The organism is Streptomyces sp. NPDC046308 (assembly GCF_055588065.1).
The window spans coordinates 401,886-414,232 of sequence record NZ_JBVJFB010000007.1 but is presented as its reverse complement, the minus strand read 5'-3'; the positions used below and the strand labels follow the sequence as shown (position 1 = coordinate 414,232).

General features: G+C 71.8%; 9 protein-coding genes. 5 read left to right on the top strand and 4 right to left on the bottom strand.

Annotated elements, in window-relative coordinates; translation table 11 throughout:
- Positions 1-120 precede the first annotated feature (120 nt).
- The gene (locus ACZ6JT_RS27875) at positions 121-1,293 is read left to right on the top strand and encodes an acyl-CoA dehydrogenase family protein (protein WP_469213839.1); all 1,173 of its coding nucleotides are present in this window, start codon (positions 121-123) and stop codon (positions 1,291-1,293) included.
- A 60-nt stretch (positions 1,294-1,353) separates the two neighbouring features.
- Here the strand turns inward: ACZ6JT_RS27875 and ACZ6JT_RS27870 are convergent, their stop codons facing one another.
- Positions 1,354-1,803: a cell division protein SepF gene (locus tag ACZ6JT_RS27870; protein WP_351294569.1), complete on the bottom strand. Its 450-nt coding sequence runs from the start codon at positions 1,801-1,803 to the stop codon at positions 1,354-1,356.
- Positions 1,804-2,089: 286 nt separating this feature from the next.
- Between ACZ6JT_RS27870 and ACZ6JT_RS27865 the strand changes: the two genes are divergently transcribed.
- The 4 genes from ACZ6JT_RS27865 to ACZ6JT_RS27850 all read left to right on the top strand — a co-directional run bounded on the left by ACZ6JT_RS27865 (position 2,090) and on the right by ACZ6JT_RS27850 (position 5,905).
- Positions 2,090-3,385 (top strand): DUF5685 family protein, encoded by a 1,296-nt coding sequence (locus tag ACZ6JT_RS27865; RefSeq protein ID WP_469213836.1) that lies wholly within the window; start codon positions 2,090-2,092, stop codon positions 3,383-3,385.
- A gap of 81 nt (positions 3,386-3,466) precedes the next feature.
- The gene (locus tag ACZ6JT_RS27860) at positions 3,467-4,306 is read left to right on the top strand and encodes a DUF1684 domain-containing protein (protein ID WP_469213834.1); all 840 of its coding nucleotides are present in this window, start codon (positions 3,467-3,469) and stop codon (positions 4,304-4,306) included.
- Positions 4,307-4,441: 135 nt separating this feature from the next.
- A complete protein-coding gene (locus tag ACZ6JT_RS27855; protein WP_469213832.1) occupies positions 4,442-5,329 on the top strand; it encodes a S1 family peptidase in 888 nt (295 codons plus the stop codon).
- 96 nt (positions 5,330-5,425) lie between these two features.
- Complete coding sequence (locus ACZ6JT_RS27850; protein ID WP_469213831.1) at positions 5,426-5,905, top strand: hypothetical protein; 480 nt, start codon at positions 5,426-5,428, stop codon at positions 5,903-5,905.
- A gap of 33 nt (positions 5,906-5,938) precedes the next feature.
- Here the strand turns inward: ACZ6JT_RS27850 and ACZ6JT_RS27845 are convergent, their stop codons facing one another.
- From ACZ6JT_RS27845 to ACZ6JT_RS27835, 3 genes are all read right to left on the bottom strand, one after another.
- Positions 5,939-6,835 (bottom strand): DUF4231 domain-containing protein, encoded by an 897-nt coding sequence (locus ACZ6JT_RS27845; protein WP_469213830.1) that lies wholly within the window; start codon positions 6,833-6,835, stop codon positions 5,939-5,941.
- A gap of 85 nt (positions 6,836-6,920) precedes the next feature.
- Positions 6,921-10,913: an FxSxx-COOH system tetratricopeptide repeat protein gene (gene fxsT / locus ACZ6JT_RS27840; protein ID WP_469213828.1), complete on the bottom strand. Its 3,993-nt coding sequence runs from the start codon at positions 10,911-10,913 to the stop codon at positions 6,921-6,923.
- Complete coding sequence (locus ACZ6JT_RS27835; protein WP_469213827.1) at positions 10,897-12,255, bottom strand: TIR-like protein FxsC; 1,359 nt, start codon at positions 12,253-12,255, stop codon at positions 10,897-10,899. Before ACZ6JT_RS27835 ends, fxsT begins: the two co-directional genes overlap by 17 nt.
- Between the last annotated feature and the right edge of the window lie 92 nt (positions 12,256-12,347).

Sequence of the window (12,347 nt, the reverse complement as noted above, 5' to 3'; positions counted from 1 at the left end):
GGCGGGGCCGGAGTGGTGTGGCGAAGGTGGGGCTGGATTTGGGCGGCGGGGACCAATAGCGTCGGCCGGGCGCAAAAACTTGCGTTGTGAGGTTCTGTATCCAGGCCGCCGGGAGGCCCAGTGTCCGCGTTCCTGCCCCATGATCCGCTCGGGCTCGACGAGCTCCTCGGGCCCGAGGACCTCGCCGTCCGGGACACCGTGCGCAGCTGGGCCGCCGACCGGGTGCTGCCGGACATCGCCCAGTGGTACGAGGACGGGGAGCTGCCCGGGATCCGGGAGCTGGCCCGCGAGCTCGGCGCCATCGGGGCGCTCGGGATGTCCCTCCAGGGCTACGGGTGCGCAGGCGCCAGCGCCGTGCAGTACGGCCTCGCCTGCCTGGAGCTGGAGGCCGCCGACTCCGGGATCCGCTCGCTCGTGTCGGTGCAGGGTTCGCTCGCCATGTACGCGATCTGGAAGTACGGCTCCGAGGAGCAGAAGCAGCAGTGGCTGCCCGGCATGGCCGCCGGCGAGCTGATCGGCTGCTTCGGGCTGACCGAGCCCGACGTGGGTTCGGACCCGGCCGCGATGCGGACGTACGCCAAGCGCGACGGCACGGACTGGGTGCTGAACGGCCGCAAGATGTGGATCACCAACGGCTCGGTGGCCGCCGTGGCCGTGGTGTGGGCGCAGACCGACGAGGGGATCCGCGGGTTCGCCGTCCCGACGGACACCGCGGGGTTCTCCGCGCCGGAGATCAAGCACAAGTGGTCCCTGCGGGCCAGCGTGACCAGCGAGCTCGTGATGGACGACGTACGGCTGCCCGCGGATGCGGTGCTGCCGGGAGTGACCGGGCTCAAGGGACCGCTCGGCTGCCTCAGCCACGCGCGGTACGGGATCATCTGGGGGTCCATGGGCGCGGCGCGCGCCAGCTTCGAGGCGGCGCTCGACTACGCGAGGACGCGGGAGCAGTTCGGCAGGCCGATCGGCGGCTTCCAGCTCACCCAGGCCAAACTGGCGGACATGGCCCTCGAACTCCACAAGGGCGTCCTGCTCGCCCACCACCTGGGCCGGCGGATGGACGCGGGCACCCTTCGGCCGGAGCAGATCAGCTTCGGCAAGCTCAACAACGTCCGCGAGGCCATCGACATCTGCCGTACCGCGCGGACCATCCTCGGTGCCAACGGGATCTCGCTCGAGTACCCCGTCATGCGGCACGCCACGAACCTCGAATCGGTCCTCACCTACGAGGGCACCGTGGAGATGCACCAGCTGGTGCTGGGCAAGGCGCTCACCGGCCTCGACGCCTTCCGGTGAGGGTCCCCCAGCCACCTCCCCCGGACTCCGTCCGGGGGTACCCCCAGAGGTGCCCCCGGCTCAGCTCTGGTTGAAGAAGTCGCGCGAGCGGCCGCCGGGCTCGCCGCTCACGATCTGGGTGTCGGCCGGGGTCAGCAGGAAGACCCTGGTCGCCACCCGCTCGATCGAACCGCGCAGCCCGAACGTCAGGCCGGCCGCGAAGTCGACCACGCGCTTCGCGTCGCCCGGGTCCATCGACGACAGGTTCACGATCACCGGGACCCCGTCGCGGAACAGCTCTCCGATGCCGCGCGCGTCACGGAAGCCGTCCGGGGTGACCGTCGCGATCCGACGGCCGTGCTCGACGGCCGACTCGGAGGCGACCCGCACCCGCGGGTCGGTGACCCACTGCTCGCCGGGACCGGCCACCGAACCCTGGGGGGCCTCCGCGTAGTCGTCGTCGTAGTAGCGCTCGTCGTCGCTGTCCTCCACGAGACCCAGCCAGGCACTCGCCTTGCGCACCGAACCCATGGACTGCCTCCTTTCACCGCGGTCAGTCTGTCTTCTCTCCGCTGCCCCTATGCTCGTCCATGATGCTGACAACGCGCCAAGTGGATAGCCGCCGCGCAGAGGTTTCGTGACGGTACTGGTGCAGAACATCCGTTGCACGGTCAAGGATCCTGGTGGCTACCACTGCTGACTGAGTGAAAATACGACCACTTCCGCCGTGCGGGTGAGCGATGGGGACGTTCGAGTGAACGAATCGGCTCGCTACGATGCCCGGCGGGAAAGGCGTACGACACACGGGGGAAGCAGCTTGTTCGGCATCGTGAGACCTTGCACGCACCGGCTGGGGGAGCGGTTCAAAGCGGAGTGGATGGCCCATCTTTGCGGGCTGTGTCTGGCACTTCGGGGAGACCACGGACAGTTCGCCCGGATCGTCACCAACTACGACGGCTTGCTCGTCTCCGTTCTGACGGAGGCTCAGTCGGGTCCCGCGCCCGGCGCCCGGCGTACCGCGGGGCCCTGTCCCCTGCGGGGGATGCGCACCGCCTCGGTCGCCCGGGGCGAGGGTGCGCGGCTCGCCGCCGCCGTCTCGCTCGTCCTCGCCTCCGCGAAGGTGCGCGACCACGTGGCGGACCGGGACGGGCTGTTGGCCCGCGCGCCCGTCGCCGCGGCCGCGCGCAGGGTGGCCCGCGGCTGGGACCGGGCCGGTGCCCGCACCGGGGCCTCGCTCGGCTTCGACACGGCGGTGCTCGTCGACGCGGTGGACCGCCAGAGCGGCATCGAGGCGCTGGCGGGCCCCGGCACGCCCGTGCTGGTGGTGACCGAGCCGACGGAGACCGCGACGGCCGCCGCGTTCGCCCATACCGCGCAGCTGGCCGGACGGCCAGGCAACGCCCCCGCGCTGGCCGAGGCGGGCCGGTACTTCGGCCGGCTCGCGCACCTGCTGGACGCCGTGGAGGACCGGCGCGCCGACGCCGCCGCGGGCGCCTGGAACCCGCTCACCGCCACCGGGACCCCGCTCGCCGAGGCCCGGCGGCTCTGTGACGACGCCCTGCACGGGATCCGGCTCGCCCTGCGCGAGGTGGAGTTCGCGGACGCGGGGCTCGCCCACCGGCTGCTCGTGCACGAGCTGCGCACCTCGGTGGACCGGGCCTTCGGGACCAGCGCGTGCGGCCACACGGCGACCGCCTCCACGGGGCAGGGCGGCAACCCGTACGCGGGCGGGCCGACGGTGGAGAGCCCGTACGGCGCGAACCCGTACGGCGGGAATCCGCACGGCGGGAATCCGTACGGGGGCAATCCCTACGCCCCGAACGCGCCCCAGGCGCCCGGCGGGCCGGGCATGCCTCCGCCCATGGGGCCCGGCGGCGGTGGTGGTGGCGGAGGGCTGCCCCCGCAGCGGCCGCGCCGCGGGCTGCTGGCGGGCTGTGCGGTGGCCCTCGGGCTGTTCTGCACCTGCCAGATGTGCTGTACGGAGTACGAGGGCCCGTGGTCGCGGGAGCGGCGCGAACCGCTCTGTGACGCCGGGGACTGCTGCGACGGTTGTGACTGCTGTAGCAACTGTGGATGCGACGACTGCTGCTGCTGTCCCTGCGACGGCTGCTGAGGCTCTTTCAGGCCCCACGGGCAGGTCCGGACGGCGTACGAGGGGATTCCCGTCCGGACCCGCGTGGAAGGGGTGAGCGGGATGAGCGACGACGCAGACGATCCGCAGGCCGCCTGGCGGACATGGCACGAGCGCAGGGCCGCGGCGGTGTCCGCCCCCTACGGCCCCCTCGCGCTCACGGGCACCCTCCCCCGGACTCCGTCCGGGGGGACCCCCAGGCTCGCCGACTACCCGGAAGGTCGAATTCCGGCCGTTCCGGGCCGCCGGCGCGTGACCGACGGCGGCGTGACGCTCCACGCCGCCGCCGAGGACGGCCTCCGCCTCGACGGCGAGCCCTTCACCGGTGACGCCGTACGGGCTGCCGACGAGGCCCCGCCCGCGTGTTCCCGGCTCTCCGCCGGGGACGTGCGGATCGTGGTGATCCGTCGCGAAGGGGAGGGGGCGGTCCGCGTCTTCGACCCCGCCTCCGAGGCGCGCCGGGTCTTCGCCGGCGTCGTGGCCACCCCGTACGACCCCGCTTCCGCGCCGCGCGGGCGGTGCACGCCCTACGCCGAGGAGCGGAGGGTCCAGGTGGAGAACGCCGACGGACGGGCCCGCGGGCTCGGCCTCGGCGGGGAACCCGCCTCCCCCTTCCAGGGTGCCGAGCACACCCTCCAGGTCGCCGTCGACGACGACGGCAGCCTCCGGGCCGTCTTCGGCGATGCCACCGGCGGACGCTCCGGCCACCGCTTCCGCTTCCTGCGGCCCGGCATACCGGGCGCGGGCGGGGCGATCACCGTGGATTTCAACCGATCTCTGCTGCCCCCCTGCGCCTTCGCGGACCACTTCGTCCGTCCCTTCCCGCCGCCCGGGAACACGCTGCCCTTCGAGGTGGCGGCGGGCGAGCGAAGGCTGAAAGCCGCTCTTGCGACCGGTATCTGACGACAGGACACTCCCGACAGCGCTTGTCAGGGACACGGCCAAAGCTCATGCGCCCTCCGTGCCCCCGGCTGCGCCTCACGGGCTCGGGCACCCCCACATCCGCCGGGCCCCCGACCCTCTCCAGGAGGACGAGAAGTGAGGATCAAGCGCATGACCCGTACCAGGCTGCTCGCGGCGGCCACCGGCCTGGCCGCCGCCGCAGCGTTCGCCGTCCCCACGGCGGCGACCGCGGACCCCCAGGACGGCGGCGGCTTCAGCGCCGACCGGCTCGCGTCGGCCAGCGCATCCGTGCTGCGCGCCAACGTCGGAGGCACCGCCTGGCACACCGACCCCGCCACCGGAACCCTCGTGGTCACCGCCGACTCCACCGTCTCCGCCGCCGCCATCGACAGAATCAAGCGCGAGGCCGGAGCGGACGCCGGAGCGCTGCGCATCGAGCGCACCCCCGGCAAGCTCACCAAGCTGGCCTCCGGCGGCGACGCGATCTACGCCAACAGCTGGCGCTGCTCCCTGGGCTTCAACGTACGCAGCGGCGCCAACTACTACGCCCTGACCGCCGGCCACTGCACCGACGGTGCGGGCACCTGGTGGACCAACTCCGCCCGCACCACCGTGCTCGGCACCACCACCGGCTCCAGCTTCCCGACCAACGACTACGGCCTCATCAAGTACGCGAGCAACACACCGGTGCCCCCGGGGACCGTCGGCAGCCAGGACATCACCAGCGCCGTGAACGCCACGGTCAACATGTCCGTGACCCGGCGCGGCTCCACCACCGGCATCCACAGCGGCCGGGTCACCGGCCTCAACGCCACCGTGAACTACGGCAACGGCGACATCGTCTACGGCATGATCCGCACCAACGTCTGCGCCGAGCCCGGCGACAGCGGCGGCCCGCTCTACTCGGGCACCCGCGCCGTCGGCCTCACCTCCGGCGGCAGCGGCAACTGCACCTCGGGCGGTACGACCTTCTTCCAGCCCGTGGTCGAGGCCCTCAACGCCTACGGGGTCAGCGTCTACTGACGGTGCCTCACGCACCCCCGTCGCACCCCTGGACGTCCTCCCGCCTTCTGGGAGGATGTCCAGGCGTGCGTGTCCGCGGGGGAGGCAGGTTTCTGCATGAAACGTATCGGCGTGACCGGGCACCGGTCCATTCCGGATGCGCTGCTCGGCCATGTGGAGAACGGTCTGCGCGCCGTACTGGGCGCCCACGAAGGACCGTTGGAGGCGTTCTCCAGTCTCGCCGAGGGGGCGGACCAGATGTTCGCCGCCATCGCGCTCGAATACGGCGCGGGACTGACCGTGGTGATCCCCAGCGGGGACTACGAGGACGGCTTCGAGGGCGCCGAGGCCCTGGCCCGCTACCGGCGGCTCAAGCGCCGCGCCACGCAGGAGATCCGGATGGACTTCGCCCGCTCCACGGACGAGGCCTACTACGCCGCCGGCACCTACATCGCCGACTCCTGCGACCGCCTCGTCGCCGTCTGGGACGGGCAGCCCGCCCGCGGACACGGCGGCACCGGCGAGATCGTCGCCTACGCGCGGGCGCTCGGCAAACCGGTCACCGTCATCTGGTGCGAGGGCGTGTCCAGGGACTGAGCCACGCCCCCGCCGGCACGCCCCCCACCGGTCTCAACTGCTGTGCCGAGCCAGCCAGTCGGTGTGCTGCGGCGAGACGTACCGCTCGGTCTCGTACACCGACGAAGGCCACTGGGACTCGGTGATGGTCGTCTGCATCACGACCATCATCGCCGCCAGGTCCTGCTCGATCAGGGTGTGCGCCTCGATCAGCGGATGATGGCGGCGCACCTCGTTCCAGGCGATGCCGGCCGCCGCCGCCGCGCTCAGCAGCGCCGTCAGCCTCGGCCCCGGCCCCGACCCGAACGACCCCAGCAGCGCGAACAGCAGGGCCAGACAGGTCAGCAGCACGATCGTCCACGACCACAGGTTCGTCGCCCGCCGGGACACCTCCGTCCGCCGCCGGTACCAGTTGCGCTGCTCGATCAGCCGGTCCCGTACGTACGTCTCGCGGCGCGCCTGGTAGTCCATGCCGCGCAGCCGCTGCATCGCGCCGGTGATCTCCCCGCCCTCCGGCACGGTCCCGGCGGTCCGCGGATCCTCCCAGCCCATCTTCCGCAGCTCGGCCAGGCCCGCCTCCAGCCGGGTCCGGTACGTCGCCTCGGGAGCGGCGACCTCGCTGCCGAACGGCGCCCCGTGCACGGCGTAGCGCCAGGCCAGCGACTTGATGAACTCCGCCGCGCTGCGGTTGAGCTGCCACTGCGGGCGGGCCCGGCGCCGGGTCGCCCGCATGCCCACGCCCAGCACCCCCGCGTACGCGAGCACGCTCAGCAGCCCGAACAGGTACAGCGAGCCCAGCTTCGGGCCCGAGGGCAGGGCCGCGGCCCCCGCGGCGGCCACGAGCAGCATCAGCTGGGCGCGCGTGGCCTGGGTGGACTCCCGCTGCCGGGAGATCGCCGCCTGGTCGGTGTGGTGGAAGAGGGCCGGCAGGTCCTCGTTTCGGAAAGTCATGCTGTCGGTCACAGCGCCCCCCTGCTGTCGGGTGGCGGACGGCGGGAGGCCCGCGGTCGCGGGCCCCCCGCCGCCCTCCGTGGAATCACACGGCGAGAGGCTCCAGATCGCGATGGATCCGCCGCTCGTCACGGGCGTACCGGGTCAGGCTGTGGTCCTCGCCGAGGAGCCGGCTCAGCTCGGCCACCGCCTCCGCCCGCAACCGGGCCGCCTCCTCCTTGCGGCCCAGCGAGTCCAGGCTGACCGCCATGTTGGAGCCGGCCGCCAGGGTTTCGGGATGGTGCCCTCCGAGCGCCTCGCGCAGCCGCATCACCGCGAGCCGCTCCAGCTCCAGAGCGCCCTCCGGATCACCCAGATCGGCCCGGGTGTTGGCGAGGTTGAGGTGGGCGAAGACCGTGTGCGGATGGTTGTCGCCGAGGACGTCGCGCATCAGCCGGATCGTCTGCCGCAGCATCGTCTCCGCCGTCTCCGCCGCGCCCGTGCCCCAGTGGAAGACCGCCAGGTTGTTGACGGCCGCCAGGGTGTACGGGTGCCGCTCGCCCGGCACCTTCATGTACTCGTCCACCACCTCCTGCGCCAGGTCCCGCGCCCCGCCCGGATCCCCGGTCGCGAAGAGGTCCGAGGCCAGGTTCAGTTCGCAGGACAGCAGGTCCGGGTTGACGGCGGTGTACTTGGCCCGGTAGCGGGCCCGGGTGGCCGTGGTCAGCCGGAGCGCGTCCTCCAGCTGGCCCGCCCGGCGCAGCGACACCGCCAGGTTCTTCGCGGCCGCCAGGGTGCCGGGGAAGGCCCGCCCCAGCGTCCGCTTGTAGGTCTCGTAGGTCCGGCTGAGCAACTGCACCGAGTCCTCGTACCGGCCCACCTCGCGCAGGTCGCGGGCGAGGTTCTGCGCGGAGGACAGGGTGTAGGGGTGCTCCGGGCCGAGCACCTCCGTGCGCAGGTCGTGCACCTCCTGGTCGATCTCGCGGGCTCTGGTGTACTGGCCCACCAGCCGCAGGTTCAGCGCCAGGTTGTTCGCGGCGGCCAGCGTGCGCGGGTGCGCCTCGTGGAAGATCTGGCTGAAGCCCTCGTGGGCGTCGGTCGCCAGCTCCATCGCCTGCGTGTAGTCGCCCAGCGCGCCCAGCGTGTTGGCGAGACCGCTCATGGTCATGTACGTGTGCGGGTGCGAGGGACCCAGCACCGCCCGCTGGCGCTCCAGGGTGACCTCGTCCAGCTCCTTCGCCTCCACGAACCGCCCCTGCGAACGCAGGATGTTCGACAGGTGGAAGCGCAGGTACAGGTACTGCAGGTCGTCGTTGCCCAGCATCTCCTTCCAGGCTTCCCGCAGTTCCTCACCGAGCTGGTAGGCGGCCTTGAAGTCGCCGCGCTTCCACAGGTAGCGGACGCGGTCGATCAGCAGCCGGCGGGTCTCCGGCTCCTTGCAGTACCGGGCCTCGGACGGGGTCAGGTGCGACCAGATGGTGTTGAACCGCGGCCACGTCTCCGGGTTGTCGATCGGCTCGTCGTCGTCCGGCCGGGCGCCGGCCAGGATCCGGTGGACGGCGTGGCGGGCCTCCCGCTGCTCCTCCTCGGTCAGCTGCGCCCGGATCACGGCCTGCACCAGCCGGTGCACCTGGATGCTGTTGCTGACCTGGTCGACCTTGGCCAGCGCGAACCGGCCGATCTCCCGGATCACCCGGCCGAGCACCAGCTTCTCCTGGAGCGAGGAGTCGTAGGGCTTGAGGGCGTCGATCATCTCCTTGCTGTAGAGCAGGTTCGCGGAGATCGGCTCGGGCGCGAGGAACGCGCACAGCTGGAGCAGCCGGACCGCCGCCGGGGAGCGGGACTGCAGCCGCTCTATGGAGATGTTCCAGGTGGCGGCCACCGGCTCCGGATAGCCGGGCGGCTGGTTCAGGGCCAGCACGCTCGCGGCCTGCTGGGCCAGCTGCTCGATGTACGCGGCCACCGGGGTCGCGGTCTCCGCGATCCAGGCCCCCGCCTGCTCGACCGCCAGCGGCAGGTCGCCCACCGCCACCGCCACCTGCTCGGCGTCCTCCTTGCTGAGCCCCGGGGCCCGGCGCTGGAGGTGCTCGATGGACTCCTCGCGCAGGAACACGTCCACCGGGAGCGCGTCGCCGTACTGCGACCAGGACTGGTTGCGGGAGGTCACCAGCACGTGGCCCGGGCCGCCCGGCGGGAAGAACCGCTTGAGCGTCTCGGGATCGTCGGCGTTGTCGAAGACGAGCAGCCAGCGCGAGGAGGGCACCCCGCGCCGCAGCAGGTCGATCGCCTCCTGGGAGGCGGCCGCCATGTCCTCGCCGGTCTGCGCACCGAGGCGTACGGCCAGCTCGGCGAGGGCCGCGACCACGTCGTCGGTCTGCTCCGAGGAGATCCACCACACCAGGTCGTAGTCGGCCATGAACCGGTGCACGTACTCCAGTGCCACCTGGGTCTTGCCGACGCCGCCGAGCCCGAACAGGGTCTGCGGCTGCGGCAGCACCACGGCCATGCCGCCGCCGAGCTGGTCACGCATCCGCTCCAGCACGATGCTGCGCCCGGTGAAACCGGGATTGCGGGGCGGCGCGTTCCAGATCTTCGGGACGGTCCCCGGGAAGCGGGGGCCGGGCTGGGAGGCGCTGTTGACGCTGTCGGGCAGGGCCATGGGCCGCTCCACCGCGCGCAACAGGGCGGTGGTGGCGTGCACCTCGTCCAGCCGGAAGAGGTCCACCGGGTTGCGGTCGATGTAGGGCGTGGAGAGCCGTACGTCGCCCACCCGCAGCGGGACCAGCTGGCGCCGGCCCCCGGTCGGGTCCTCGGCGGCCGCCCGCTCCCACACGTCCACGGCCCGGGCGGACTTCAGGTAGGCCGTGGAGAGCAGCACCACGGTCCGGGCGGCGGTGTCGATGCTGATGCCCGTCCCGCCGCCGAGGGTGTCCCCGGAGCCGGCGGTCACCGGGGCCCGCTCCGCGGAGACGTCCTTGGGCACGACCCGGAAGCCGGCCCGGGTGAGCACCGACTCGATCCAGTCGGCCCACATCCGGTTCTCGGCGACGTAGGAGAGGAACAGGTCGGCGGGCAGGGCCGGCCGGCGCCGGGTGAAGGCGTCCCTGATCCGCAGCCGGACCTCCTCGCCGATGACCGGCATGGAGGTGATCTCGCCCTCGGTGACCACGGCGGTGAGCCGCTCGAAGGCGGAGAGCAGGGAGTTGGTGAGCCCGGCCTCGTCGCCGAAGGTGGCCAGGGTCTCCTCGTAGGCGTAGTAGGGCCGGTACGGGATCTCCACCGCGCCCCAGTAGGAGGTGAGCTCGTCCCCGACGAGACCGCCCGGGAAACGGTCGAACTTGATCCGGGCCAGCGCCCGGCCCGCGTCGGCCTTCTCCTTCTCGCCCTCGTCGATGCGCATCGGGACGGGGTAGATCTTGATGCCGCGGTCGTTGAACCGCTCGTCGATCTGACGGGCCACCGACGCGGCGCCGTCGATGGACTGGTCGGAGAGGGTGAAGCAGTCGACGAGGACGTCCGGGAGGTGGACCGTGCAGATGTCCGCGATGTCGGACAGTCCGGTGCGGCTGTCGATCAGGACGTAGTCGTAGTTCTCCTTCATGTCGGCGCGCAGGGCGTCGAAGAAGAGGCCGCCGCCGAGGCGGTCGTAGAAGTTGTCCCAGTCGAAGGTGGAGACGGTCGCGGAGTACTCGCGGTTCTGCCGGCCCGCGGAGACGAAGTCCAGGGTGCCGCCGTCCGGGAACTCCCAGCCGAGGGTCTCCGGGGTGAGCGAGACGGCGTGCGGCTGTATCCGCGCGTAGTCCTTGTGCCAGTCGTCGGCGCGCTGCACCGGGCTGGTCGCGGCCCAGGCGTATTCGCTGATCAGGTCGATGACCCCGGTGGTGGCCCCGAGCGTGGAGGGGTCCAGGAAGGGGTGGAAGAAGCGGTGCAGGCCCGGGGCCTCCAGGTCCCAGTCCACGGCGAGGACCCGCTTGCCGTTGGCCGCGAGGATCCAGGCGGTGTTGGCGAGCGCCATGGTGCGGCCCGTGCCGCCCTTGTACGAGTAGAAGGTGACGATGCGTCCGTCACGGGTGTCCCTGCTGTCACGACTCGCTGTCATCCGCGTCCCCCCGGTCGGTGTCGTTGCTGTCGTTGCCGTCGATGTGGGCGTCGTACGCGTCGTAGGCGTCGGGCGGGAAGGGAGCCCGCGGCGGTGCGGACGGCTCGCTCATCCCCATCGGCCCGATCAGCCGCGGGCGTTCGGTGTGGGTGTTGCCGGCCGGCAGGTAGACCTGGGCGTGTCTGAGGAACTGCTGGGCGGCGGCCTCGACCACCTGGGGCAGGATCTGTCCGAGGGTCTCCATGTTGGCCACGCCGTTGGCGGCGGCCCGGCAGGCCGCTCGGCCCTGGCTCATCTTGACGGGCAGGGTCTCCTCCAGCCGCCGGGCCAGCTCGGCTTCCTTGGCCCGGCTCTGGTGGTCGTAGCGGTTCCACGGCACGACCACGTTGATCCACGGGCGGGACTCCTGGTCGAAGGCGGCCAGGCGCTGGCGGCGGTGCTCGTCCTCCACCACCCAGCGGTCGACGATCAGAATCTCCGGCCGGGTCGGAGGCTGCTTGCTGTCGAAGTGACCGGCCTCGTCGTCGAAGGAGGACATCGTGGTCTGGTAGTTGAGGTTCTTGATCACGTCCTCGGCGACGTACGCGATCGGCCGCTGGGACACCGGATGGTACGGATTCCAGTCCAGGGCGCTCTCCCCGTAGTACTCCGGGCTCCGGCCGTCCGGCAGATCGTGCCGGGATCCGGCCGCCACGGTCACGTGGAGGGTGCGGGCGGGACCGCCGCCGGCGCTGCCGGAGGGGCCGAAGGCGCTGGGCACCACCCGGTAGTCCATGGGGCGGACGGGATCGAGACGGACGGTCTCGGCGACCCGGACGATGCGCCGGGCCAGTTCGTAGACGGCCCGCTCGTACTGCTCGGCGTATCCGCGCAGTTTGATCAGCCCGTACAGGCCGTCGGTGACGTAGCGCTCGCCGAAGGTGTTGTGGTTGAACTGCAACCGCTCTGCCGGGCCGGGCAGTTGGGAGGGCGGGACCGGCACCCACAACGCGGGCACGATGGCCTCGGCGCGCTCGTTGCTCGCCGCGCCGTGCTGGATCGCGCGGTGCGCGAAGGCGAACCATTCCTTCCCGCACATCTCACTGGCGAAGTACCGCGGCGAGAACAGGGGGACGAAGACCCGGCAGGTGGCGAGCGCCGCGCCGAGCCGTTCCGACCAGCCCTCGCCGCTGCGTATCTCCCGGTCCATGAAGCCGGCCTCGGCGCCTGCGGGCAGGTCCGTCAGCGCCATGACGTGGCCGCAGAGATCGCGGAAGAGGCGCTCCACCCACATGTCGGGGTCGGGCCCCCCGGCCCCGAATCTCGGTGTGTGCGCATAACTGAGAAAAAAATATGGGTGCACTGATGCGGGCAACACGCCCCCCGTCCCGAAGCTGCGAGCGAAGAAACATCATTCCGGAGCTGCTTCGCCACATCCCCTCATCGTTCAGTCAA

Excerpts from the sequence above, each read along its gene's own strand:
- ACZ6JT_RS27850 (WP_469213831.1), top strand. The coding sequence starts at position 5,426 with ATGAAACGTATCGGCGTGACCGGGCACCGGTCCATTCCGGATGCGCTG.
- ACZ6JT_RS27860 (WP_469213834.1), top strand. The coding sequence starts at position 3,467 with ATGAGCGACGACGCAGACGATCCGCAGGCCGCCTGGCGGACATGGCAC.
- ACZ6JT_RS27870 (WP_351294569.1), bottom strand. The coding sequence starts at position 1,803 with ATGGGTTCGGTGCGCAAGGCGAGTGCCTGGCTGGGTCTCGTGGAGGAC.
- fxsT (WP_469213828.1), bottom strand. The coding sequence starts at position 10,913 with ATGACAGCGAGTCGTGACAGCAGGGACACCCGTGACGGACGCATCGTC.
- ACZ6JT_RS27845 (WP_469213830.1), bottom strand. The coding sequence starts at position 6,835 with ATGACTTTCCGAAACGAGGACCTGCCGGCCCTCTTCCACCACACCGAC.